This is a genomic window from Micromonospora jinlongensis, assembly GCF_013410645.1.
GTDB lineage: Bacteria > Actinomycetota > Actinomycetes > Mycobacteriales > Micromonosporaceae > Micromonospora > Micromonospora zamorensis.
Genome location: NZ_JACCHK010000001.1, coordinates 1,780,294 through 1,803,829 on the forward strand (window position 1 = coordinate 1,780,294; position 23,536 = coordinate 1,803,829).

Consider the following 23,536-nt stretch of genomic DNA (forward strand, 5'->3'; position numbering starts at 1 on the left):
CTGATCCCCGTGCCTTCCTCTCGTCGTACCTTCCTCGCTGGCGGCGCCGCCGCCGGCGTTGGCCTCGCCGTCGCCGGCGGCCTGCCGTCCCTGGCCCAGGCCAGCCCGAGCCGGCCGCACCCGCCGGTCAAGTCCGGTCACGTGCCCTTCCCGCCGCTCGTGGACGACCCGAAGGGGATCCTCGCCCTGCCCAAGGGCTTCAGCTACACGGTGGTCACCCGGACCGGCGTCACCCGGCTCGACCGTGGCCAGGGCATGACCCCGGCCGACCACGACGGCATGGCCGTCTACGACGCCGGCAACGGCCGCTACACCCTGATCCAGAACCACGAGATCGACCCGGGTGCCGAGTTCGGCGTGCCGCACGTCAAGGGAACGGTGTACGACCCGGGCGCCGTCGACGCCGGCGGATGCACCGTGATCAAGACCGATCGTGCGGGCCGCAACCTGGGTGAGTTCGTCGCCCTCTCGGGCACCATCTCCAACTGCGCCGGCGGGCCCACCCCCTGGGGGACCTGGCTCACCTGCGAGGAGACCGAGGACCGGGCCGGCGACGAGTGGGAAGAGGGCGGCCGGTCGGGCGTCTACCAGAAGGACCACGGCTACGTCTTCGAGGTCTGGCCCGACGGCAGCGCCGACCCGCGGCCGATCAAGTGCCTGGGTCGCTACTCCCACGAGGCCCTGGCGGTCGACAAGGACCGCACCCACATCTACCTGTCCGAAGACGCCGACGAGCCCAACGGCCTCTTCTACCGCTGGTCGGCGCCGCGCGGCGTCAAGGTCGGTCCCGGCGTGCTCACCCGGCTCGCACCGAACACCGGCGTCCTCGCCGCCATGCAGATCATCATGGACGACGGTTCGGTGCTGCCGGACGTCGCCTACCTGACCTCCGCCCAACTGGGTCGCCCCTTCCCCGTCCGGTGGATCGAGGTGCCGGACCGCGACGCGCGGCACACGTCCGTACGCGAGCAGTTCACCGACGGCCAGGTCACCCGCGGACGCAAGTTCGAGGGCGTCTGGAGCACCGACGAGGGCGTGTACGTGGTCAACTCCTTCGCCTGGGACGAGGGTGACCTGCCGTCCGACGCGGCGCCGCACGACGGCATGGTCTGGTTCTACAACTTCAAGGACCAGACCATCCAGCTGGTGACGTACTTCCCGCACCAGACCGCCGCCGAGGAGGGGACCCCGGTCAAGTACACCGACATCACCTTCGACGGCCCGGACAACGTGACCGTCACCCCGTGGGGAAGCCTGGTGCTCGCCGAGGACGGCAAGGGCGCCTCCCACGTGCTGAGCACGATCCCGGGCGGCCCGACCTATGCGATCGCCCGCAACATGCTCAACGACTCGGAGTTCTGCGGGCCGACCTTCAGCACCGACGGCAACGTGCTCTTCGTGAACATGCAGGACCCCGGCCTCACTCTGGCCATCACCGGCCCGTGGGAGAAGTACCTGGGCTGACCAGGCCGGGCGGTGGGGTCGGGCGATCCGCCCGGCTCTACCGCCCGCCGGGCTCGTCCTCCGTCCGCATCCCGTGCAGGTCGTAGCTGAACTCGCCGGCTTCCAGCCGTGCCCGCAATCCGGTCTCCTTGGCCATCCGGCCCCTCGTCGCGGCGGCCACGGCGTCCGCGCTCGTCCGCCGCACCACCACGGCCCCGTCGGCGTCGAGCACCACGATGTCCCCCGGCTCGACTGTCGCACCGCCGACCGGCACCGGCACGTCGAGCAAACCCCTGTCGCTTTTGGTGGCTCCGCGCACCCGACACCAGCGGGCCCAGACCGGCAGGCCGAGCGCCCGGAGTTCGTCCACGTCCCGCACCGCGGCGTCGACCAGCACGCCGGCCGCGCCGGCGACCTTGGCCTGCGTGGCCAGCAGCTCACCGATCAGCGCGACGGGGGCCGGCTCGGGCATGGTGAGCACGAGCACCTCGCCGGGGCGGACGAGCGTCATGGCCTCGTGCACTGTCCGGTTGTCACCCTGGCCGCAGACGACGGTCCGGGCGGCGCCGGCGACCCGGGAACCCGGCACCACCTGCACGAGGTCCACGTCGATCAGGCCACGCCGACCGGCGGCCTCGTAGACCGTTGCCACCCCGGCAGCGGCCAGTGTCTCGATCACCGCGGGGGCGACGTCCGCCGCGTCGCGGGCGGCGCTCACAGCGCCACCACGACGTTCGGAATCAACCGTTGGAACGCCTCCGCCTGCCGGATGGCCGTGTTACCGGTCACCCGGCGGGCGTGGTTGCCGCGATGGTCGGCGCGCTGGGTGTAGTACTCGCGCAGGTAGCCCTGAGCTGCCATCGCCGCCATCGCCTCCCGCTTGGCCGGCATCGCCTCGGTGATGTCGACGAAGAGGGTGGGGACGAACCCGCAGAGCTCAGGCTGGTGGGGTTCGAAGGCCAGGAACTCCGAGGGCGGGGCGGTCCGGAAGCCGCTGGACACGCCGGCGCCAGCGGTGAGCTGCCGGGCGGTCGCCACCGCTGCGTGCGCCGCCGGGTGGTCCGGGTTGAACGGGTCGCGCTCCGGGTGGGTGAGCACCACGTGCGGCGCGTACTCGCGCATCAGCGTCGCCAGCCGGTCGATGTCCTCGTCCCGGATCCGAAGCGGGTAGTCGCCCAGGTCGAACGCCTCGAACCGGGCGCCGACCGCCGCAGCGGACCGTTCCGCCTCGGCGTGCCGCAGTCGTTTGACGTTCTCCACCGTCTGCTGCGGGTCCTTCCACAGCTCGCCGGACTCGCCCCGCTCGCCGTAGGAGAGCGCCACCACGACGGCCTCGCCGCCGGCCCGCGTGTGCATGGCGATGGCTCCGGCGGCCCGCCAGACGAAGTCGGCCGAGTGGGCGCCCACCACCAGCATCCGCCGCCCGCTCATACCGGCGTCGTTCCGGCCGGCGTCACCAGACGGCGCGAATTGACCACCGCCATGACGTGGATCTCGTCTTCGGTGAAGCCGGCGTCGAACAGGCGGTCGGCGAAGAGCGCCAGACCGTCCTCCACCGGCGGGTTGAACGGTTGCCCCAGGTCGCTGGAGAGGACGGAGTGCGCCACACCTACCGACCGGATGGTGGCGAACAGGTCCGCCCAGTCGACCTTGCCCGAGTGCGGGGTCGTGAAGCAGCGCTCCAACAGAGCGCCCGCCTCGGCCAGCTCGCGCTGCCGCGCGGGCGTCAGCCGCTGCGAGGTGAACTCGGGATGGGTGACCACGATCCGGCGTACCCCCTCCTCCCCCGCGGCCCGAACCACGGCGGCGATCTCGGCGCCGCTCAGGTGGCCGGTGGCGAGCGTGACGTCGTGCCGGGCGATCACCCGCAACACCTGGCGTACGCGGTCGAGGACCCGGCCCTCGGCGTCGACGACCTCGACCGGGTCCGGCACGATGCCCTGGCTGTGCAGGTCGGATTGGAAGGCTCCCCACATCGCCGGTGTGGCGCCTGGCAGATCGGTGGCGGTGCTGCGCCGCTGGTTTCCGGAGTCCACCGTCGGCATCCAGACGATCCGCGCACCCTGTCGCGCGGCGACCTCGACCGCGACCGGATTGATGCCGCCCATCGCGCCGTTGAGGGTGATGGCACCGAGGACGTCGACGTCGGGCACCACCTTGCGGACCACCGCTGCTCGCTCGGCCGTCGCCACGTAGTGGGACTTGAGGACAAAACCGGCCAGCCCGACCTCGGCGCAGCGGTGCGCCAGGTCGACGTCGTCGATGCGCCGGGCCATCACGTCGGGGGCCACGTGCACGTGCGTGTCGTAGGCACCGTGGACCACGGCGCGGGCGCGGGCGGACGGGACCAGATGGTCAGGCATCGCGCTCCTCAGTGAGCCCTGCGAGCGAGGTCGTGCGGGTGCACTCGAACGAACGCCCAGCGGTCGAAGAGCCGGGAGCCGCCGAGCGCAAGTATATCGGTGATCATGTGTATCACAAGGCGCCGCACACCAGCGCTCCATTATGGACAGGTTGGGTCTGTTGCTCGGCACCCCTGTTGCGGTTCGGGACTGACGGTGACCACCCACCTGATCTAAAATCGTCTATCGATGCCGGCCTGGCGTCGACCCGTCGATTTCCGCCAACAGGGATGGGCCAAGCGTCGCGAAGCCGAAAGCTGGAGGCACCTCATGAGTAAGCGCTTTCACGCGCTGGTAGCAGCCTGGCTGACCGTAACTCTCGTGGCCGGTGGCTGCGGCGGCACCGATGACGGCGGCGACGACTCGTCCGGCGGTGGGACCGACAAGGTCTCCTACATCACCGCGTTCGGCGCGGTGGGCCGGGACGCCTTCGCCTGGGTGGCGAACGAGAAGGGCTATTTCGCCGAGGTCGGCATCGACGTCGACATCAAGGAGGGCGCCGGCAACCAGCAGAACCTGACAGCCCTCAAGTCGGGGCAGGTCCAGTTCGCGGCTCTCGACTTCACCGGTGCCGCCATTCAGGCAGGCAAGGGCGAGTTCACCGACTGGCGGGCGATCGCCGCCGTGCACCAGCAGACGTTGATTTCGGTGATGACCACCAAGGACACCAACATCACCACCCCGAAGGACCTCCGGGGCAAGACGATCGCGACCGGCAGCGGCTCCGTGACGGAGTTGCTCTTCCCGGCGTACGCGCGGCTGGCCGGGCTCGATCCGGCCGCGGTGAAGATCGAGGGCGTGCAGCCCACCGCCCTCAACGGGCTCATGGCGAGCCGGCAGGTCGACGCACTGGGCACGTTCCTGCTCAGCCGCGGTGCCCTGCAGACGGCCGCCCGAAAGGACGTCGTGGTCCTGCCCTACAGCGACTACCTGCCCGACCTGTTCGGCAACGCGATCATCACCACTCCGTCGCTCATCAGCGAGGACCCCGACCTCGTGCAGCGGTTCACCAAGGCCGCACTCAAGGGCCTGGCATACAGCATCGAGCACCCGGACGAGGCGGCGACGATCCTCAACAAGGCGAAGCCCACCTACACGGTGGCGGCGGGCAGGAGCGAGATCGAGGCTATGGCCCCGCACGTCCGTCCCGCCGACGGTGCCCCGATCGGGTTCATGGACGAGTCGCGGGTGGCCCAGACCATCGCCGTCCTCGAACGCGCCAACCTGATTCCGTCGGGCCTGACGCCGGCGGCCATCGTGGAACCGACCTTCGTCAAGAAGTCGTGACCGGCAACTCCCGGTCACAACGGCGCTGGCACACCCTCGGGCTGCCGGCCCTGGGCGCGGTCCTCGCAACCGGGATCTGGTGGCTGTCGACCTGGGCCTTCGACATCGAACCCTTCTTCCTGCCGGCGCCCCCGGACGTCGTCGACGCATTCCTGCGGCTCCCCGGTCACCTGGCTCAGCAGACCTGGATCACGTTCGTGGAGACGATCGTCGGGTTCGGGATCGCGGCGGTGGGCGGGCTCCTGCTCGCCGTGCTGCTCGCCGCGTCGCGGACGGTCGAGCGGATGACCCTACCGATGATCGCCGGCATCAATGCGGTGCCGAAGGTGGCGCTCGCGCCGCTGCTCCTGGTCTGGATCGGCTTCGGTTACGAGACCAAGATCGTGATGGTCGTGCTGCTCTGCTTCTTTCCGATCCTGATCTCGACCATGGCGGGCCTGACCTCGACACCGAACGACCTGGGCGAGCTGGCCCGCTCCCTCTCCGCCTCGTGGTGGCAGACCTTTCTCAAAGTCCGTCTTCCGTGGGCCTTGCCGCAGATCTTCGTCGGTTTGAAGGTCGCGACCTCACTCGCCATCATCGGCGCGATCATCGGCGAAGTGATCAACCCGCAGGTCGGGCTCGGCGCGGTGATCGCCAGTTCCGGTCAGTCCGCCGACACCCCGCTCGCGTTCGCGGCGCTGATCCTGCTCGCGCTCATGGGCGCGCTGCTCTTCTACCTGATGGCCGGCCTCGAACGACTCCTCGTGCCGTGGGCGCGAGCGATCTCCTCCTGAGGGACCCTTCGTCGGCTGCTGAGCCCTCCACGCGAACTCACCCCGTGGGGCCACCCCCTCCCAGACGATCGGTTCCTCGCGGCTTCGTACGCCACGTCAGGTTCAGTGCGAGTGACGGGGTACGGCGCTGCCGCTGCCGCCGACGAGGAAGTCGAGGTCCGCTCCCTGGTCGGCTTGCAGGACGTGTTCGCTGTACAGCCGTACCCATCCCCGGTCGGCCACCGGCGGCGGTGGCCGCCACGCGGCCCGGCGCTGGACAAGCTCGGTGTCGTCGACCAGGAGTTCCAGGCTCCGCGTCGGGACGTCGACACGGATCAGGTCGCCGGTGCGGACCAGCGCGAGCGGGCCGCCCACGGACGCCTCCGGGGCCACGTGCAGGATGCAGGTGCCGTAGCCGGTGCCGCTCATGCGGGCGTCGGAGATCCGCACCATGTCCGTGATGCCGGCCGCGAGCAGCCGTCGTGGCATCGGCACGTTGCCCACTTCCGGGAAACCGGGGTAGCCGCGCGGCCCTGCGTTGCGGACCACGATCACCGTGTCGGGGGTGACGTCCAGGTCCGGGTCGTCGGCGGCGACGACGTAGTCCTCGATCCGGTCGAAGACGAGCGCGGGACCGGTGTGCGTGAGGAGCTGGGCGGAGGCGGCGGACACCTTCAGCACCGCCCCGGACGGCGCGAGCGACCCTCGTAGCACCACGGTGCCGGAGCCGGCGGGCTGGAAGGGCTCGGCCAGGGTGCCGATGACCTCCCGGTTCCAGCACTGGGCGCCGGTGATGTTGTCGGCCACGCTCCTGCCGCTGACGGTGACGTGGTCCATGTTCAGCAGCGGGGCGATCTCCGCCATCACCGCCGGCACGCCGCCGGCGTAGGCGAAGTCCTCCATGAGGTACGCCCCGGACGGCATGAGGTTGACGAGCATCGGCACGTCGGCGGTGAGGGTGTCGAAGTCCTCCAGGGACAGGGGGACGCCGAGGCGTCCGGCGATGGCGAGCAGGTGTACGACGGCGTTGGTGGAACCGCCGATCGCGGCGTTGACCCGGATGGCGTTCTCGAACGCCTGCCGGGTGAGCACCGTGGACAACCGTTGGTCCTGTTCGACCATGGCGACGATCCGGCGTCCGGCAGCGTGTGCGAGCGCGTACCTGCGGGAGTCGACAGCCGGCACGGCGGCGGCCCCCGGGAGTTGCACGCCCAGCGCCTCGGTCACGCAGGCCATCGTGGAGGCGGTCCCCATGGTCATGCAGTGGCCCCGGCTGCGGGACATGCCGACCTCCGCCTCCGCGCAGTCGGCGGCGCTCATCCGGCCCGCCCGCATCTCCTCGGTGAAGCGCCAGACGACGGTGCCCGAGCCGATGTCCTGGCCGCGGAACTTGCCGTTGAGCATCGGGCCGCCGGTCATCATCAGAGTCGGCAGGTCGACGCTCGCCGCCCCCATCAGCAGACCGGGAGTGGTCTTGTCACAGCCGGAGAGCAGGACCACCCCGTCGAGCGGGTTGGCCCGGACCGACTCCTCCAACTCCATCGCCAGCAGGTTGCGGTAGAGCATGGTGGTGGGTCGCATCAGGGGCTCGCCCAGGCTCATCGCGGGGAACTCCAGGGGCAGGCCGCCGCTCTCCCACACGCCCCGCTTCACCGATTCGGCCAGGTCCCGCAGGTGGGCGTTGCAGGGTGTCAGCTCCGACCAGGTGGTGGCGATGCCGATCACCGGACGACCGTCGAAGACGTCGTCCGCGAACCCCTGGTTGCGCATCCAGGACCGATGGATGAACCCGTTGCGGCCCTCCGCACCGAACCACTGCCCGCTGCGCAGCGGTGGATTCGTCGTCGACATCAGCACACCTTCCTGTCGTCGTCCCGCCCGGCGGTCTGCGCGCCTGCGGGTCTGGCTGGTGACATCGGGACCAGGGAGCACGTGCGGGGGGCGACCGACGGCGCGGCTACTCCCCCTTCGGTTCCCATCTCCCGTCGACTCGGCGGGGAATGGCGGTGTACGCGTCCCGGAGTTCGTCCGGAAGGATCCACTCCGGGGCGTCCTGCCACGCCAGCGGACGGAGGAACCGCCGGATCGACGTGGCGCCCACCGAGGTGTGCACGGCGTTGGTCGACGGCCAGGGCCCACCGTGGTGCTGAGCCCACGACACGCGGACACCGGTGGGGTAGCCGTCGAAGACGATCCGACCCGAGCGGGCGGCGAGCACGTCGACCAACCCGCGCACAGCATCGACGTCATCGCCTGGTCCACGATGGACGGACCCGGTGAGCGACGCCGGAACGGTCGCCAGCACGGTGTCGAGTTCGGCGACGTCGCGATACCGGACCACGACCATGAGCGGTCCGAAACACTCGTCGGCGATCTCGGCGGTCAGTCCCGGCAGGTCGACCTCCAACAGGGCCGGCGCGACGGTGAAGCCATCGCCCGGCTCGACCTGGGGCCGGGCCGAGACACGCGCGCCGGCACGCTCGAACGCCGCCACGCCGCTCTCGAAGGCGTCACGGATGCGCTCGTTCAACAGGACCGTGCCTCCCGCCGAGGCGACCCTCCCCCGCAGCGCGTCGACCAGGTGCTCACCGCCCGGATCCGCCGGGATGAACGCCAGACCAGGCTTGGTGCACAGCTGACCACCCGACGCCGTGAAGGAGGCGAACAACCCTTCGGCGATCGCGTCTCCCCGGTCGGCGGCCGCGCCGGGCAGGACGACGATCGGGTTGACGCTGCTCAGCTCGGCGTAGAGGGGAATCGGATCGGGTCGTTCGTCGATGGCCGCCTGGATAGCCCGGGCCGCGCCGACGGAGCCCGTCAACGCGACCGCGCGGATCGCGGGGTGGCGCACCAGCGACCGGCCGGCCTGCTCCCCGTACACGGTGGTGATCACGCCGTCGGGCCCGCCCATGTCGCGAATGGCCGACCCGATCGCGTCGGCGGAGGCGTGCGACGTCAGCGGGTGCGACGGGTGGGCCTTCAGGACGGTGGGACAACCCGCGGCGAGCGCGGAGGCGGTGTCGCCCCCGGCGACCGAGAAGGCGAAGGGGAAGTTGCTGGCTCCGAAGACGGCGGCCGGCCCGAGGGGCACGAGCATCCGCCGCACGTCGGGGCCGGGCCCGATGGGGGTGTCGGCGGCGTGGTCGATGGTCGCCTCGACGTACCCGCCGTCGCGCAGGACGTCGCCGAACATCCGGAACTGGAGAGCCGACCGGGTGAGCTCCGTTTCGAGCCGCGCCTGACTCAAGCCGGTCTCCGCCTCCGCGACGGCGACCAGGTCCGCGCGACGGGACTCCAGGGACGCGGCAATGCGGTCCAGCATCTCCGCCCTGCCGATTCTGCCCAGGCCGGAGAGCCACTGGGCGGCACGGGACGCCTCGCCGGCGACAACCTCCAGTCGAGACTCGTCCGTCTCGTTGAGATCGGTCGCGCGACGCCGACCGTCGCGCGGATCGACAGTGTTGACCACGTTCACAGCAGCCCTCTCCTCCCCAGATTGCCCATCAGGTCTCGGACGCCGAAGTGCCAGGGCTCGCACTCCTCCGCGTGCCACACCCGGTTGACCAGGGTGCCGAGTGCCGGGCAGCTGATCCGTACGATGTCGTCGACCTTGTGGGTGAAGCCCTCACCGGCGCGGTCGCGGTCCTGGATGGGCGCGAACATCGTGCCGAGCATCAGGGCGGCGCCGTCGGGATAGCGGTGGTGCGGGCCGATCAGCTGCCGCACCAGGTCCTCCGGGTCCCGCGACATCCGGGTCATCTCCGAGACCGCCTCCAGGAGGAAACCGTCCAACCCGCGGACCTCCAGGCTGACCTCGAGTTCGCGGACCCGATCCATGCCGAACCGGTGGTCGAAGAGCCGGATCAGGGGACCGAGGGCACACGAGGCGTTGTTGTCCTTCGCCAACGGCAGCAACAGTGCCGACCGGCCCTCCACATCCCGCAGGTTCACGTCGTTGCCGAGGGTGGCGCCGACGATCCGGCCACTGGACTGGACGATGAGCGTGACCTCGGGCTCCGGGTTGTTCCAGGTCGACGTGGCGAGCACGCCGACCGGAACGGCGGTGCCGACGGCGGACAGGATCTGACCCTTTGTGAAGATCTCGGCGTCCGGGCCGATCCCCACCTCCAGGTACTGACTCCACATGCCCTCGGCCACCAGCAGACTCTTGAGCCGCTCCGCCTCCGCCGAGCCCGGAGCCAGGCTGTGCAGGTCGACACCGACGTCGGCGAGCATTCGCCGCCGGATGTCCCCCGCGAGCGCCAGGTCACCCCGGGCCCGTTCCTCGATGACCCGTTCGATCATCGAGACGGGAAAGGTCACACCAGCGGCCTTGAGCACCTGAAGGTCGACCGGGGCGAGCAGCCAGGGCCGCGTACGGTCGCGGGTCGGGGCCTCGGTGTTGGCCAGTATCTCCCCGAGGTCGCCCACCCGCAGTCCGTCGAGCCCGGCCACCGTCGCGGCGGGGTCGGGAAGCTCGCAGATGTCCCGGACGGTCGGGAACCGCCGGCTGATGTCGAAGACCTCGCCGTTTCGGACGGTCACGGGCGAGGGTCCGTCGACGGACGGGTCCCAGATCCGGCCGACGAGGACGCTGTCGTCGGCGTCGTCCGGCAGCGCCTCGGCGGCGGTACCGGCCCAGCCCGCGCCCGGGGTCGTGCGCCGGGGCCGTGGCACCGTCATGAGCCGCTCCCCAGGCCGAAGAAGGATTGCTCGCCCCCGGGGCGGATGTCACAGACGGCGTCCTGATACATCCGGAGTGGATACGAGTCAGCGTCAGTCGATGAATTTGCAACGATCGTAGCGCCATGTGCAACGCTGTCAAGCGTCGGTTGCGCGTGACGTGAACCGCATTGCGTATTATGCAATCGCAGTGGCGGTCATGCTCCGCCGCGCGGAGGGAGACAGGGCCTTGGCGCAATCGATTCGCCGTGCGATCGACCTCGTCCGTCGGTCGGCGGAGCACCCGCTGTCGCTCACGGAGGCGGCAGACGTGCTCGGCGTCCACAAGTCCACGGCCCTGCGGATCCTGCAGACACTGGAGTCCGCGCGCTTCGTACGCCGGACCGGCGCGGGCACCTACGTGCTCGGCAGTGGCGTGATCGAGCTGTCCGAGCTCGCGCTCGGCTCGATGGACCTACGCCAGTTCGCCGCCGCACACCTGCGTACGTTGCAACGCCAGACCAGCCACACCGTGCACCTGGCGCAACTGACCGGCGACGAGATCATCTACATCGACAAGGTGGACAGCCCGGCGTTCGACGCCGTCAAGCTGCCGTCCCGGGTGGGCCGCGCGGTGTCGATCTACGCGAGCGCCGTCGGCAAGACGATCCTGGCCTACCGACCCCAGGAGGAGCGCGACCGTCTCATCTCCCCCGTCGTCTTCGAACGGTTCACCAACACCACCTTCGCCGACCCCGAATCTCTCGCGACCGAGTTGGCCCGCATCCGGGAACAGGGCTGGGCCACGGACAACGGCGAACACGACGCGTACGTGATGTGTGTCGCCGCACCGATCAGGGATTCACGAGGGCAGGTCATCGCCGCCGTCTCGATGACGGCGATCGAGGTCATCGCGAGCCTCGACCAGTTGAAGAGCGCCCTTCCGCTCCTGCTGAGGACCGCGGACCAGATCTCGTCCGAACTGGGCTACACACCTCCGTCACCCGCGAGCACGGACGGCTCGGCCGACGACGACCGTCTGACGAACACAACCAGCTGACGAAACAGCGGCAGGAGGGCGAGCCCGACGACCGTTAGAATCGCCGCCGTGGAGCTGGACGAGACCGCCGCCCGACTCGGGGTGCCCGTCGAGGACGTCGAACGCGTGCACCAACTCGCCGGTGATCGGCCGTCGGCACCGCTGCCCGACAAGGCCGACGCGCGCGCGATTCTCGGCCGTCTCGCGGTGCCACCGGATGACACCACCGAGATCATGGCTGGCTGGCCCGACCCCGACTCACCACACTGGACCCCGGAGCTGCGCTGGCTGCTCGACCGGTCGATCGCCCTGGTCCGCGCCGACCTCGGGGGCCACGGCTGGCTGTCGCCGGGGCCGGAGTTGCCGCGCGAGCGGGGCCCGGCGTGGCGGCATCTCTACGCGTACGCGTACCTGGCCCTGGTCGACGTCGTCACGGCGTACCACCGCGATCACGGCATCGCCGACGCCGTGTCCTGGGTGACCCTGGCGGACCTGGGCCGCAACCTCGCGGTCGACCGGCGGATGCGCGGCGAGGGCTGGCCGGTGATGCAGAGCTGGCTGACCCTGCACGCGCGCGGTGGCCTCTATGAGCTGGGGCGGTTGCAGCACCAGCGCGGTGACGGTGCCATCGACCTGCACATCCCCGAGTCGGGACCGCTGACCCCGGAGGCGGTCGCGGCGTCGCTCGATGAGGCCCGCGCGTTCTTCCCCCGCCACTTTCCCGACGAGCACTACACGGCCTTCGCCTGCGGGTCCTGGCTGCTCGACCCGCAGCTGCGGGAGTACCTGCCCGAGGACTCCAACATCGTCCGGTTCCAGCGGAGATTCGAGCTGGAGCCCTACGACGAGCAGGAGGGCCCCGACGCCGACGTGGAGGTGCTGCGGTTCGGGTTCCGCAGCCTCACCACCCCACTAGACGAGCTGCCCCGCGGCAGCGTGCTCCAGCGCGCGATCATCGACCATCTGAAGGCCGGCCGGCACTGGCAGTGGCGCCGCGGGCGCTTCCCGATCTGATGCCGGTTGACGAACCCGGATCCGCACGACGTACTCAGCGACGCCTGAGTACCCGCCGTCATTCGCCGGCATCGACGGCTCGATAGCGTGGCCGCGTGGTCACTTTCCTGCGCCGGTGGACGCTGCGATCCGCGAGCTTCGCTCTGACCTGGCTCTATACGCTCTACCGAATCCACCCGGCGGTGTGGCGGCTCACGGCACGTCAGTACCGCCCGTACATGGGTCACTTCGCCCGGCTGCACGCCTGGATGACGTGCCAGTTCGCCGCGATCGACGTTCCCGCGTACGGCGACTTCCTGCGCCGTGGCAACTGGCGGTTCCGGTGGTTCGACCTGTCGTCGTACCCCCCGACGGACAAGCGGTCGTACGTGCAGGCGTACCCGGAGGCGCAGCGTTGCCGGCACGGTGAGATCGAGATCGCCGGCAGCGTGGTCGACGAGTCGTCGGGCTCGTCCGGGCAGCCGTTCAACTGGATCCGCAGCCGGCGTGAGCTGCGGTCGGTGCACAAGAACCTGGCCGGCTACGCGACCATGGTGTTCCCGTCGAAGCGGCGGTTCGTCATCAACGCGTACTCGATGGGCGCCTGGGCCACCGGCACCAACACCGGCATCGCCATGTCCACCATCGCGATGGTGAAGAACACCGGGCCCGACCTCCAGAAGATCGCGGACACCCTGCGCTACTTCGGGCCCGGCTTTGACTACATCGTGACCGCGTACCCGCCGTTCCTCAAGCACCTGCGCGACAAGCTCGACGCCGAGGACTTCCCGTGGGCCGACTACCGCATCAGCGGTCTCGTGGGCGGCGAGGGGATGACCGAGGCGCTGCGCGACTACCTTCAGGAACGTTTCCTGAAGGTGCGCTCCGGCTACGGGGCCAGCGACCTCACCATCGGCATCGCCGGGGAGAGCGACTTCAGCGTCTGGGTACGGCGACGCCTTCGGACCGACGCCGCACTGCGGGCAGCCCTGCTCGGCGCCGACGAGCACCGGCTGCCGATGATCTTCCAGTACAACCCGCTGGAGACCTACCTGGAGACCACTGCGGACAACGAGGTGCTCTGCACCATCAACTCGACGGCGGTGCTCAATCCCCGGGTCCGCTACAACATCGGCGACGAGGGCCGGCTGATCTCGTACCCCGATGTCGTGGCCGCGATCACCGACCCCGCCGCGCGGGCCGCCGCGGACCGCGCCTGGCAGGTCGACCGGATGCGGCTGCCGCTGCTGTTCCTGTACGGCCGGAAGGACAGCACGATCTCCTACATGGGCGCCAACATCTACCCGCAGGACGTCGAGTACGGCCTCTACACCGGCAACCCCCAGGCGCACCTGTTGCAGAGTTTCTGCCTCCAGGTGATCGAGCAGGCCGACCTGGAGAGTCGACCGGTGGTCAACCTGCAACTTCGCGACGGCGTTGCGCTCGGCCCCGACGAGCGGCGAGCCCTCGTCCACACCTGCCGTGCGGGGGTGCTGCGTCACCTCGCCGAGGTCAGTCGGGACTTCGCCGAATCCCTCGCCGAGGACCCGTCCGCGGCCGACCTGCGGGTGGAGATCCACGAGTACGGCACCGGCCCGTTCGCCGGCGCCGCCTCCACGATCAAGAACGTCTACCTGGTGAGGGGCGTGCCGGCATGAGGACCACCGACTTCTCCGCGGCTCCCCCGGTGGGGCAGGCGACCGCCATGTTCGTCGGGGCCACCCGCTACCGGGGGCCGCGCTCAATCTTGACGCTCACCCGGACCTGGTTCCGGATGGTCCGGCAGATGCGACGGATGAAGGGGTACCGCTGGCACACCGTGTATTACCAGTTTCCCTTCACGCTCGGCACCATCGCCTTCTTCAGCGACCGCGACGCACTGCTGACGTTCGCCCGCAGCCGCCACCACCGCGACCTCATGTGCTGGGTGACCGATCACGGCACCACGAACGCGACCGGTGGCTACATCCGCCTGTACAACGCCGAGCCCGAGGGCTACAGCAACGGCGTCTGGCGTGCCGAGTCGGACGGCATGGCGCACATACCGACCTTCACCCCGCTCTCCACCGAGGCGGCCGGCCCACCGGTGCACCGCGGATGAGACTGGTTCCGGTGCGGTCGCGGACCGACCTGCGGGCGTTCGTCGACTTCCCGCTGCGGCTGCACCCGAGCGACCGGTACGTACCCCTGCTGTCGTCGGTCATCGCGGCCCACCGCCGCACCGCCGACCTGTTCCTGGTCCGCGACCGCCACGGTGTGGTCGTGGGGCGCACCAGCATGCACCGCAGCGCCGCCTTCGACGCCAAGGTGGGCCCCAGACAGCTGTTCGGGCACACCGAGTTCGTCGATGATGACGACGTCTTCGCCGCCATCATGGACGCGGTCGAGACCAGGGCCGACGGTCGCGGTCTGTTCGGACCGGTGGCACTGCTGCCCAACCAGACCGGTGGGGTGATCACCTCGGGCTTCGCCGACCGCGGCTTCGTGGACTCCGCGTGGAACCCCGCCTACTACCCGCACATGTACGAACGGCACGGCTTCCACCGTCGCTTCGAGGCCGACACCTGGCTGGTCGACGTCCACGGCACGGCCGTCGCGGACCAGGACCACGGTTTCGTCTTCGACGACGCTCGGATCGCCGCCGAACAGCTCGTCGTCCGGCACGGCTCCCGGTGGCGGCTACGCGGCCAACTGCCGATCCTGCGGCGAATGCTCAACGCGAGCTTCGCGCAACTCGGCTACTACACCGACATCTCCGCCGAGCAGTTGGCGGAGCAGACCGATGGTCTCGCGTTCCTGCTGGACGAGGCACTGCTCCTCTGGCTGGAGAAGGCCGGCAGGCCGGTCGCGTTCGTCGTCACCGTGCCGGACATCTCCGAGTACCTCATGCGTGTCGGTGGCCGGCTCGGTATACCCAATCAGCTCCGGCTGCTCGCCACCCGCCGCCGCTACCGCAGCGACGCCGTCCTCATCATCAAGGGCACCGTCCCCGACGAGCAGGGCAAGGGGTACCTGACGCTGCTGTCCCGGGAGCTGCACCGCAATCTCGCCAGCTTCGGCTACCGGACGCTGCGCAGCACCTTCGTCGAACGGGCGAACATCGCCTCGGCCGCTCAGTACCGGCGGGCCGGGGGCCGGCCACTGCACGGGTACACCTTTTACGAGAAAGCGGCGGTCGCGTGAGCTGGGTCGAACGGTTGCGGGAAAACGAGGCGATCTGCCGCCGGGCACCGAGCGCGCACAACACGCAGCCCTGGCGACCGGAGTACCACCCGGACGAGATCACCATCGGCATCGACCCTGCCCGCAGCCTGCCCGACTCCGACCCGACCGGGCGGGACCTGGCCCTCGGCATCGGCGCGTTCGTCGAGACGTGCCTCATCGTCTCCGCCGAGCTCGGTCTCACCGTCACCGCGGCCCCCGGCCCGCGACTGGTCCCCGCAGCGGACCGCTACGCGACTCCGTTCACCATCGCCGACGTCGAGGCCCGCCGGGTCGCCCGTGGCCCGTACGCGCCCGGGCGCGTCGACGCCGCCGTCATCGCCGAACTCGGCCCCGGCATCGCGCACGTCCCGACCCGGGATCTCGTGTCGGACCTGGTGGTCGCCGACCGGTGGCTCTTCGGCACGCCGGCCGTCGCGGCCGAGCTACGTGACTGGCTGCGACTGAGCCCGGCCCACCCTCGATACCACCTCGACGGCCTCACCGACCGGGCGCTCGCCCTGTCCCGGTACGAGGCACGGTTCCTGTCCGCCGCGCTCCGCGCGTACCCGGTCACCCGCCGGCTGGGCCTCCCGGCGCTGCTGGCCGCCAGCGGCCGCGGTCTGTTGCGCTACGACGGCAGCGTCCTGGTGCTGCTCGCCGACGACGACGACCGCGTCGCCGCAGGCCGGCGCCTTCTGCGTACGTGGTTGACGCTCGCCCGGCACGGCCTGGCGGTCCATCCACTCAGCCAGCTCGTCGACTGCCCGGCGACCGCCAGCCGGCTCGCCGAGCGAGTGGGCGGAGAACCGCTCGCGGTGTTCCGCGTCGGCCGACCCCTCGCCGAGCCGGTCCGCTCGGCGCGACGCTAGCAAGACGCCCCTCCCCGGCCCGGTCAGCTCACGCCCCGTACACAATCGGGTTGTTCTGTGCGGGTGCACGGGTGACCATGGTCGGCATGGCGGGAGCTCGCGGGTGAGATCGCCACTTCAGGGCGGGCTGCCGCTGCGGGACGCGGTGGTGGGCGCCGTCGTGGAGATCGCCTGCGACGAGTCGGGATTCTCGGGCACCAACCTGCTGCACTCGACCGCTCCGGTGATCACGCACGCGAGTGTCGACCTGGTGGTCGACGAGGCGGTCGCGCTCATCACTGAGCTGCGGTCGGGGTTCCGGTTCTCACCACACGAGCTCAAGTCCGGGCGGTTCCTGCGCGGCTCGGGTGCCGACGAAGCCCTGGAGTGGTTCCTGACCGCGCTGACCGGTCGCGCGCACGTCCACCTGATCGACAAGGAGTTCTTCCTCGTCACCCGGATCGTCGACTTCCTGCTGGCCGAGCCGTCGTACGCGGCCGGCACCCGGCTGGCGCTCGACCAGCGGCCGACCGCTCTCGCCCTCTACGCGGCCAGACACTCGGCCGGCAGCGACTGGGGTGCCTTCCTGGCCGCGTTCGTCGACCTCGTCCGGATGAAGCGGCGGGTGCCGGTGCGGCAGTCGGTGCAGCGGTTCTTCCAGGCCCGGGACACGCTGCTGCACCACAGGCTCGGCGCGGCGGCCGACGCCGTCCTCGAAGGGCTCGACCCGGATCATGTGCGGGCCGTGGTGGCCCGGCTCGATGACGACGACCGGTCGGTGCCCCCGCCGCTGGAACCGCTGCTGCCGGCGCTGGCGGAAACGGTCCTGTCCTGGAGCGGCGGCCAGCGGCAGGTGCTGGTGACCCACGACGAGCAGAGCGCCCTGACGGCCGATCGACTGACCCGCCTTCAGCGCATGATGGCCGGCGGTGGCGCATCGTCGGCGGCAGCTGACACGACCTGGGCTCTGCCGGACGACGTGTCGCCCCTGGCTGGCCTCGTTATGGTCGACTCCCGTGACGATCCGCGCGTCCAGGTCGCGGACCTCCTCGCGGGGGTGGCCCGGCGCAGGCCGGGGATCATCGGCGACGCCCTCCGTCAGCCGCCGACACCGCGCGATCTTGCGGTGTGATTGGTCCACCCTAGAGGGTGCGTCGTCGTCCGTGGACGGGCCTCTGGCCAGGCGCCGCGCGACGGAAGGTGTAGCCCGCGTTTTCCGGGGGCAAGGAACGCACATGGATCGGACGACGGGGAGCGAGGAGCGACCGCTCGGCCAGCGGTGCTGGACCGCTGACTCGGACCGGGCACGGCTGGCGGCACGGCTCTCCGCGGCCCCTGTGCGATGCGCCTGAGGCACAGCCTGCCCGCGGTGGCGCTCGGGGCGGTGGCCCTGGGCGCGGCTCTCGGCGCTGACCCCGCTCGCGCCGATTCGACGCCGCCACTACCGGTGCCGTTGCCAACCGGTCCCCACCCCGCGACGGCCGCCACTTCGCCGAATGTCATCGAGGCGCTGTTGCCCGACGTGGTCGAGTCGCCGCTGCCGATCCCCCTGCCGCTGCCGTCAGCCACCCCTCTGCCGCTGCCGTCAGCCACTCCCCTGCCGCTGCGATCAGCGATCCCCCTGCCTTCGACGTCGGCCAAGCTCCCCGCCGCCATACCGACCCGGCGGCCAAGCGTGCCGTCGTCGTCCTCGCCGCCTGCCGCCCCCGTCCCGTCCGCCTCGGCTTCTCGGGCTGCCTCACCACCGCCGCCGTCGGCACCGCCAGCACCGCCGCCCTCCTGGACGGCGACGGTGTCCCGGGGTACCCCCCACGGCAGCGTCGACGGCCGCGCGCGGGATCGGGCCCGGACGGCGGGTCACACGCAGGTGGCGATGACCGCGGTCCCCGTGCCGACGCCGCGCCCACCGGCCCGCCCCGAGCCGGGGCTGCCGGCATTCGTGCTGGCTGTAGCGTCCGCACCCACCGGCGTCGGCGCCGGCGGTGTCGATTCGCCGACCTCGGCAGCTGAATGTCCGCCATCCATCTCGCCGCTGTCCCGGGGGCTCACCGTCGCCGCCGTCGACATGCGCGCCACCAGCCGACCCGTGGAGCGGGGCCCTCCGCCGCCACGGCAACTCCTGATCAGTCAGCCGCGTCCACGACGTTGATCAGGAGAGATCATGGAAATAGCCGTTGTCTGGATCCCCGCCGACATCGAACCGTCGGAGCCCGCCGTCGCGATGTGTCTCGCACACCTTCGCCAACACGACTACCGGTTGAAGGGAATCGTCCGGGCACCCTGGGAGACCGTCGAGCAGAAGATGATCGACGGTGAAGTGGATGTGGTCGTGATCGCCGACCCCGCCCACCTTCCGCCGGACCGGTCACCCCGGATCGAGGTAGCCGCCCCGGCGTCGACGGCTCACGAGGACCGATCGGCTTTCGACCCGCAACTCGGCTGAATCGCTCAAGCGCCCCGTCCACAACGGACGGGGCGCTTAGGGTCTGTTTCATAAGGACTGGCCGGCCTGCGGCGGGCCCGGACGACGCCCGGCGGCGTTGCGGTTTCGTCCGGATACAACACCGGTATCCGGACGAAACCGCGCCTTGCCGGATCGCCGCCCGGACTCCGCCTCGGCTCGACCGCCCTTATGAAACAGACCCTTAGCCGTGGTGCTCCCGACGCACGCGCCACTATAGTGAGTTCCATTATGAGACTTACTGCCTTCTGGCGCTGGTGGGGCGCCGGCACGACCAGTCACCTCGGTTCGGCGATCGGTGGGGTCGCCCTGCCGCTCACCGCGCTGACCGTGCTGGACGCCTCGGCCCTCGAAATGGGTCTGATCACGGCGGCCGGCTACCTCGCGTACCTGCTGATCAGCCTGCCGGCGGGGGTGATCGTGCAGCGCGTGCCGCTGCGCGGCACGCAGGTCGCCCTGGATCTGATCCGGGCCCTCGCCATCGCGTCCGTGCCCCTGGCCTGGTGGTTCGACGCCCTGACGGTGGCCCAACTGATCGTGGTCGCCCTGGTCGTGAGCTTCGCCAACGTGCTGTTCGACGTGGCGAACCAGACCTTCCTGCCGGAGATCGTGCCGGCCGCGCAGTTGCAGGCGCGCAACAGCCTCAACTCCGGCACCTATGCCGCCACCCAACTCGGCGGGCCGTCACTGGGCGGACTCGCGGTGCAGCTACTGGGCGCGGTGCCGACGCTGTTCGTGGACGCCGTCAGCTACCTGATCTCCGCCGTGCTGCTGCGCACCCTTCCGGCCCGGCGTCTGCTGCGACCGGCCGAGCGGCCACCGATGGTCACGATGATCCGCGAGGGCTGGCGCTTCGTACTCCGCCACCCGATCATCGGACCCTCCATGTGGGACGCCACAGCGACGAACTTCGTCTGCGGCGGCATGCTCGCGCTCTTCCCGTACTACCTGATACGCGAGCTGCACGCGTCGCCACTCATGGTCGGGCTGCTGCTCGCCGCCGACGGACTCGGCACGCTCGTGGGCGCCGCGCTGACAACCCGGTTCACCGACCGGGTCGGCACCGCACGCGGCCTGGTCATCGCGGCCGTCGTCGGGGTGGCCGGGGCGCTCGTCATTCCGCTGGGCAGCGGCACCGGCGCCTATCTCGCCTTCGCCATCGGGAACCTCGTCTTCGCCGGCTCCTCGGTGGTGCTCAGCGTGACCACCCGCACCTACCGGATGCTCGCCAGCCCGCCGGACCTCCTGTCGCGTGTGATCGCCACGGTCAAGTTCGTCTCCTGGGGCGCCATCCCGCTCGGCAGCCTGCTTGCCGGCCTCCTCGCCGGGCCGCTCGGCGCCCGGACCACCCTGCTGATCTTCGGGGCCCTCACCGTGCTGTCGCCCATCATCTACCTGTCGACCCCGATCCGCCGGCTGCGCGACCTGCCGCTCGACGCCCCCGCGGAACCCGCCAAAGCCCGGGTGTGAACGTGCAGCAGAGCGGTGGGCCGGCGGGCGTCGCCGCCGGCGGTTCACCCGGCAAAATTGATCCCCTCGTTTGTCGATCGGCGATCAGGTTGACTCGTCGGTGAGGTAGACGGGCCCGGCCGGGCTCCACACGATGGGATGCGACATGGCGAAGTACCTGATCCTCATCAACGGCGACGAGCGGCAGTGGGCCGCGATGTCACCGCAGGAGTTGCAGAAGCGCGACGAGGCGCACAGCGCCTTCTGCGCCGCAGCCGGTCCGGCCGTCCTCGACGGCCAGCAGTTGGAGCCGGCGGCCGTCGCGACCACACTGCGCACCGACCCGCACGGTCGGCTGGCCATCACGGACGGGCCGTTCCTGGAGACCAAGGAGGCAGTGGGCGGCTACTACCTGATCGAAGCCCCCGACCTCGACGAGGTGATCAGCCTGGCCTCGCGGCTGTACGAGGTCTCCGCCGGGCACAGCGGGGTGGAGATCCGTCCGGTGGTCGATCACGGATGAGCGCCGAGGTCGTCGCGGCGGTCACGCAGGCGCACCGCCGCGACTGGGCCCAGTTGTTGGCCGCGACGGCACGCCTGACCCGGGACCTCGATCTCGCGGAGGAGTGCACCCAGGACGCCTACGCCCAGGCGCTGCGGGTCTGGCCGCAGATCGGCATTCCCGATCGCCCCGGTGCGTGGCTGACAACCACCGCCCGCAACCGGGCGCTGGATGTGCTGCGCCGCGAGTCGGCGTTGCGTCGGGCTCTACCGCAGTTGGTGACCGACCAGTCGGTGCCCGGCCCCGAGGACGGCCTCGATGACGACCGGCTCCGACTCGTCTTCACCTGCTGTCACCCGGCCCTGTCCCGCGACGCCCAGGTCGCGCTGACGCTGCGGCTGGTGTGCGGCCTGTCCACGGCGGAAGTGGCCCGCGCGTTCCTGGTGCCGGAAACCACCATGGCCGCACGGATCACCCGGGCCAAGAAGAAGATCACCACTGCCCGTATCCCGTACCGTGTGCCGTCGCCCGACCACCTCGCCGGGCGCGTCAGCGCCGTCCTCGAGGTCCTCCATCTGATCTTCACCACCGGCCACACGGCGCCGAGCGGCGCGCACCTCGTCCGCCGTGACCTGGTCGACAGCGCAATCAACCTCGCCCGCATGCTGCACCTGCTCATGCCGACCGACACGGAGATCAGCGGCCTGCTCGCGCTGCTGTTGCTCATCCACGCGCGTGACGACAGCCGCCTGTCCGCCACCGGGCGGCTGCAACTGCTCTCCGAGCAGGACCGCGGGCGTTGGGACACCCGGCTCATCAGCGAGGGGGTCGCCCTGGTGACCGTCGCGCTGCGCCGCAGGCCGCCGACACGGTACGCCGTCGAGGCCGCGATCGCCGCCGTGCACGCCGAGGCGCCGACCTGGCAGGACACCGACTGGGCGGAGATCGTCGGGCTGTACGACGTCCTGCTCCAGCTCTGGCCCTCGCCGGTGGTCGAGCTCAACCGTGCCGTGGCCGTGGGTCTGCGCGACGGGCCGCAGGCCGGTCTCGACGCGCTGACGCCACTGCTCGCCGAACCGGTCCTGGCCACCTACGGCTACCTCAGCGCCGCCCGTGGTGACTTCCTGCGCCAACTCGACCGGTGGGCACCGGCGGCGGACGCCTACCAGGCGGCCCTGGCCCACACCGACAACGAGGTCGAACGCGCCTTCCTCACCGAACGGCTCGGCGACGTTCAGCGCCAGGCGTCGGCGACGATCACCTTCGAGGAGGCGTACCGGTGACAGGTGGTCGGGCCGAGCCCATCGCGGTGTCCCGGCGGATCGCCGCACCAGCGGCCGACATCTTCCGGATCCTCGCGGATCCTCGGCGACACACCGATCTCGACGGCTCCGGAATGCTGCGGGGTGCCGTATCGGACGCGGTGGTCGCCGCCGTCGGCGACGTCTTCGTGATGAGGATGCACTACTCGCGGTACGGCGACTACGAGATGAACAACCACGTCGTCGAGTACGAGGTGAACCGGCGCATCGGCTGGAGGCCGGAGCCGGGTCGCGGCCACCCGGACACCGCACCCGGTGCCACTCCCCGGACGCGCTGGGGACACCGGTGGACCTACGAGCTGACCCCCGACGGCCCGGACGCGACCATCGTGACCGAGACCTACGACTGCTCCCGGCTGCCGGCGGACGAGCAGGCGGCGATGGACGGCGGCCGCGGCTGGATCCCGAGCATGACCGCGACGCTGGTACGGCTGGAGGCGCTCTGCGCCAACCCGCCCGGCTGAGCCAGCGGACCTTCTACGAAGCCGCGAAGGCCAGCCCTCGCTCGGCCAGCGCGGCGGCCAGGATGTCGACCGCCTTCGGCCCCACCCCGTGCATGGCCAGCAGATCGCGGCGGCTGTGGGTGGCCACCTGGGCGAGCGTGGTGATGCCGGCTTCGAGCAGGGCACTGGTGGCTGGTCGCCCGATCGGCGGCAGGTCACCGATCGGCGCGGGCACCTGTCGGGTACTCACGGAATCACCATAGTCCGCCCCGGCCGCCGAGCCTCGGGTCACGAGCCGTCCGGAGGGTTGGCCGGCTGCTGTCCCGGCCAGAACGGCCACTCCTCGAACGACCGACAACGTCCGTCGTCGGCGAACCGCATGACCCACAGGTCGCGGTACTCCTGCTCGACCGGGTCGCCGTAGCGGACCTCGTGGCGCGACACGGCGGTGTCACCCTCGACCGCGACGATCTCGCTGGTCATCTGGAACACCTCGTCGGGGCCTTTGCGCTGTTTCTCCCACATCTGGGCGATGGCCGGCAGGCCGACGACAGGTGTCCAGTACGGCCCCTGCTGGTAGCTCGCATCCTCGGTGAAGAGGGTGACCAAGGCGTCCGTGCCGGGCGTCCGCCACACCCGCTCGTACGCGGTGAGCCACTCGTTGACGTGCGTCCGGTCCATGGACACCACTGTGCCATTCGATGGGCCACGCGCGGCAGGAACCGA

The 23,536-nt window shown here is 70.5% G+C and carries 23 protein-coding genes; 15 read left to right on the forward strand and 8 right to left on the reverse strand.

Features of this window, described 5'->3' with window-relative positions; translation table 11 throughout:
* The first annotated feature begins 9 nt into the window (after nucleotides 1-9).
* Nucleotides 10-1,464, forward strand: coding sequence for an alkaline phosphatase PhoX (locus HNR22_RS07590; protein WP_179779737.1), 1,455 nt, complete (start codon nucleotides 10-12; stop codon nucleotides 1,462-1,464).
* A gap of 37 nt (nucleotides 1,465-1,501) precedes the next feature.
* Here the strand turns inward: HNR22_RS07590 and HNR22_RS07595 are convergent, their stop codons facing one another.
* The 3 genes from HNR22_RS07595 to HNR22_RS07605 are packed head-to-tail and all read right to left on the reverse strand — an operon-like array spanning nucleotide 1,502 to nucleotide 3,806.
* Entirely contained in the window at nucleotides 1,502-2,161 is a 660-nt protein-coding gene (locus HNR22_RS07595; RefSeq protein WP_179779738.1) for a 4-carboxy-4-hydroxy-2-oxoadipate aldolase/oxaloacetate decarboxylase, read from the reverse strand.
* Nucleotides 2,158-2,874 (reverse strand): PIG-L deacetylase family protein, encoded by a 717-nt coding sequence (locus tag HNR22_RS07600; RefSeq protein ID WP_179779739.1) that lies wholly within the window; start codon nucleotides 2,872-2,874, stop codon nucleotides 2,158-2,160. The genes HNR22_RS07595 and HNR22_RS07600 overlap by 4 nt, the downstream gene beginning before the upstream one ends.
* Nucleotides 2,871-3,806, reverse strand: a complete 936-nt coding sequence (locus HNR22_RS07605) for a DUF6282 family protein (RefSeq protein WP_179779740.1) — start codon at nucleotides 3,804-3,806, stop codon at nucleotides 2,871-2,873. Before HNR22_RS07605 ends, HNR22_RS07600 begins: the two co-directional genes overlap by 4 nt.
* Nucleotides 3,807-4,115: 309 nt before the next feature.
* On the opposite strand from HNR22_RS07605, the gene HNR22_RS07610 reads away from it, so the two are divergent.
* Both HNR22_RS07610 and HNR22_RS07615 read left to right on the forward strand, forming a co-directional pair.
* On the forward strand, nucleotides 4,116-5,132 hold the full coding sequence (locus tag HNR22_RS07610; protein WP_179779741.1) for an ABC transporter substrate-binding protein: 1,017 nt from the start codon (nucleotides 4,116-4,118) through the stop codon (nucleotides 5,130-5,132).
* Nucleotides 5,129-5,908, forward strand: a complete 780-nt coding sequence (locus HNR22_RS07615) for an ABC transporter permease subunit (RefSeq protein ID WP_179779742.1) — start codon at nucleotides 5,129-5,131, stop codon at nucleotides 5,906-5,908. The genes HNR22_RS07610 and HNR22_RS07615 overlap by 4 nt, the downstream gene beginning before the upstream one ends.
* Before the next feature lie 102 nt (nucleotides 5,909-6,010).
* On the opposite strand, the gene HNR22_RS07620 is transcribed toward HNR22_RS07615, so the two are convergent.
* From HNR22_RS07620 to HNR22_RS07630, 3 genes are all read right to left on the reverse strand, one after another.
* Nucleotides 6,011-7,738 (reverse strand): IlvD/Edd family dehydratase, encoded by a 1,728-nt coding sequence (locus HNR22_RS07620; protein ID WP_179779743.1) that lies wholly within the window; start codon nucleotides 7,736-7,738, stop codon nucleotides 6,011-6,013.
* A 106-nt stretch (nucleotides 7,739-7,844) separates the two neighbouring features.
* Complete coding sequence (locus HNR22_RS07625; protein WP_179779744.1) at nucleotides 7,845-9,362, reverse strand: aldehyde dehydrogenase family protein; 1,518 nt, start codon at nucleotides 9,360-9,362, stop codon at nucleotides 7,845-7,847.
* Nucleotides 9,359-10,570: a fumarylacetoacetate hydrolase family protein gene (locus HNR22_RS07630; RefSeq protein ID WP_218906229.1), complete on the reverse strand. Its 1,212-nt coding sequence runs from the start codon at nucleotides 10,568-10,570 to the stop codon at nucleotides 9,359-9,361. The genes HNR22_RS07625 and HNR22_RS07630 overlap by 4 nt, the downstream gene beginning before the upstream one ends.
* Before the next feature lie 229 nt (nucleotides 10,571-10,799).
* Between HNR22_RS07630 and HNR22_RS07635 the strand changes: the two genes are divergently transcribed.
* The 12 genes from HNR22_RS07635 (at nucleotide 10,800) to HNR22_RS07690 (ending at nucleotide 22,831) form a co-directional block, all read left to right on the forward strand.
* On the forward strand, nucleotides 10,800-11,609 hold the full coding sequence (locus HNR22_RS07635) for an IclR family transcriptional regulator (RefSeq protein ID WP_179779745.1): 810 nt from the start codon (nucleotides 10,800-10,802) through the stop codon (nucleotides 11,607-11,609).
* A 48-nt stretch (nucleotides 11,610-11,657) separates the two neighbouring features.
* Nucleotides 11,658-12,602: an acyltransferase domain-containing protein gene (locus tag HNR22_RS07640; RefSeq protein ID WP_179779746.1), complete on the forward strand. Its 945-nt coding sequence runs from the start codon at nucleotides 11,658-11,660 to the stop codon at nucleotides 12,600-12,602.
* Nucleotides 12,603-12,697: 95 nt separating this feature from the next.
* Nucleotides 12,698-14,239: a phenylacetate--CoA ligase family protein gene (locus HNR22_RS07645; protein ID WP_179779747.1), complete on the forward strand. Its 1,542-nt coding sequence runs from the start codon at nucleotides 12,698-12,700 to the stop codon at nucleotides 14,237-14,239.
* Nucleotides 14,236-14,682, forward strand: coding sequence for a DUF4188 domain-containing protein (locus HNR22_RS07650; RefSeq protein WP_179779748.1), 447 nt, complete (start codon nucleotides 14,236-14,238; stop codon nucleotides 14,680-14,682). The genes HNR22_RS07645 and HNR22_RS07650 overlap by 4 nt, the downstream gene beginning before the upstream one ends.
* Before the next feature lie 11 nt (nucleotides 14,683-14,693).
* Nucleotides 14,694-15,764, forward strand: coding sequence for a hypothetical protein (locus HNR22_RS07655; RefSeq protein WP_343059724.1), 1,071 nt, complete (start codon nucleotides 14,694-14,696; stop codon nucleotides 15,762-15,764).
* The gene (locus HNR22_RS07660) at nucleotides 15,761-16,654 is read left to right on the forward strand and encodes a nitroreductase family protein (protein WP_179779750.1); all 894 of its coding nucleotides are present in this window, start codon (nucleotides 15,761-15,763) and stop codon (nucleotides 16,652-16,654) included. The genes HNR22_RS07655 and HNR22_RS07660 overlap by 4 nt, the downstream gene beginning before the upstream one ends.
* 103 nt (nucleotides 16,655-16,757) lie before the next feature.
* On the forward strand, nucleotides 16,758-17,765 hold the full coding sequence (locus HNR22_RS07665) for a hypothetical protein (protein WP_218906231.1): 1,008 nt from the start codon (nucleotides 16,758-16,760) through the stop codon (nucleotides 17,763-17,765).
* A 1,029-nt stretch (nucleotides 17,766-18,794) separates the two neighbouring features.
* Nucleotides 18,795-19,076: a hypothetical protein gene (locus tag HNR22_RS07670; protein ID WP_179779751.1), complete on the forward strand. Its 282-nt coding sequence runs from the start codon at nucleotides 18,795-18,797 to the stop codon at nucleotides 19,074-19,076.
* A 249-nt stretch (nucleotides 19,077-19,325) separates the two neighbouring features.
* Nucleotides 19,326-20,564, forward strand: coding sequence for an MFS transporter (locus tag HNR22_RS07675; RefSeq protein WP_179779752.1), 1,239 nt, complete (start codon nucleotides 19,326-19,328; stop codon nucleotides 20,562-20,564).
* A gap of 145 nt (nucleotides 20,565-20,709) precedes the next feature.
* Nucleotides 20,710-21,066: a YciI family protein gene (locus tag HNR22_RS07680; protein WP_179779753.1), complete on the forward strand. Its 357-nt coding sequence runs from the start codon at nucleotides 20,710-20,712 to the stop codon at nucleotides 21,064-21,066.
* Entirely contained in the window at nucleotides 21,063-22,328 is a 1,266-nt protein-coding gene (locus HNR22_RS07685) for an RNA polymerase sigma factor (protein WP_179779754.1), read from the forward strand. The genes HNR22_RS07680 and HNR22_RS07685 overlap by 4 nt, the downstream gene beginning before the upstream one ends.
* Nucleotides 22,325-22,831, forward strand: a complete 507-nt coding sequence (locus HNR22_RS07690; protein WP_179779755.1) for an SRPBCC domain-containing protein — start codon at nucleotides 22,325-22,327, stop codon at nucleotides 22,829-22,831. The genes HNR22_RS07685 and HNR22_RS07690 overlap by 4 nt, the downstream gene beginning before the upstream one ends.
* Nucleotides 22,832-22,844: 13 nt before the next feature.
* Here HNR22_RS07690 and HNR22_RS07695 read toward each other — a convergent pair whose 3' ends face one another.
* Both HNR22_RS07695 and HNR22_RS07700 read right to left on the reverse strand, forming a co-directional pair.
* Nucleotides 22,845-23,060: a helix-hairpin-helix domain-containing protein gene (locus HNR22_RS07695; protein ID WP_179779756.1), complete on the reverse strand. Its 216-nt coding sequence runs from the start codon at nucleotides 23,058-23,060 to the stop codon at nucleotides 22,845-22,847.
* Between the two features lie 38 nt (nucleotides 23,061-23,098).
* The gene (locus HNR22_RS07700; RefSeq protein WP_179779757.1) at nucleotides 23,099-23,491 is read right to left on the reverse strand and encodes a YybH family protein; all 393 of its coding nucleotides are present in this window, start codon (nucleotides 23,489-23,491) and stop codon (nucleotides 23,099-23,101) included.
* Between the last annotated feature and the right edge of the window lie 45 nt (nucleotides 23,492-23,536).

Bases quoted from the DNA above. Each gene is read 5' to 3' on its own strand.
- HNR22_RS07600 (WP_179779739.1), bottom strand. From the start codon at position 2,874: ATGAGCGGGCGGCGGATGCTGGTGGTGGGCGCCCACTCGGCCGACTTC.
- HNR22_RS07605 (WP_179779740.1), bottom strand. From the start codon at position 3,806: ATGCCTGACCATCTGGTCCCGTCCGCCCGCGCCCGCGCCGTGGTCCAC.
- HNR22_RS07610 (WP_179779741.1), top strand. From the start codon at position 4,116: ATGAGTAAGCGCTTTCACGCGCTGGTAGCAGCCTGGCTGACCGTAACT.
- HNR22_RS07620 (WP_179779743.1), bottom strand. From the start codon at position 7,738: ATGTCGACGACGAATCCACCGCTGCGCAGCGGGCAGTGGTTCGGTGCG.
- HNR22_RS07630 (WP_218906229.1), bottom strand. From the start codon at position 10,570: ATGACGGTGCCACGGCCCCGGCGCACGACCCCGGGCGCGGGCTGGGCC.
- HNR22_RS07650 (WP_179779748.1), top strand. From the start codon at position 14,236: ATGAGGACCACCGACTTCTCCGCGGCTCCCCCGGTGGGGCAGGCGACC.
- HNR22_RS07670 (WP_179779751.1), top strand. From the start codon at position 18,795: ATGGAAATAGCCGTTGTCTGGATCCCCGCCGACATCGAACCGTCGGAG.
- HNR22_RS07675 (WP_179779752.1), top strand. From the start codon at position 19,326: ATGAGACTTACTGCCTTCTGGCGCTGGTGGGGCGCCGGCACGACCAGT.
- HNR22_RS07680 (WP_179779753.1), top strand. From the start codon at position 20,710: ATGGCGAAGTACCTGATCCTCATCAACGGCGACGAGCGGCAGTGGGCC.
- HNR22_RS07685 (WP_179779754.1), top strand. From the start codon at position 21,063: ATGAGCGCCGAGGTCGTCGCGGCGGTCACGCAGGCGCACCGCCGCGAC.
- HNR22_RS07700 (WP_179779757.1), bottom strand. From the start codon at position 23,491: ATGGACCGGACGCACGTCAACGAGTGGCTCACCGCGTACGAGCGGGTG.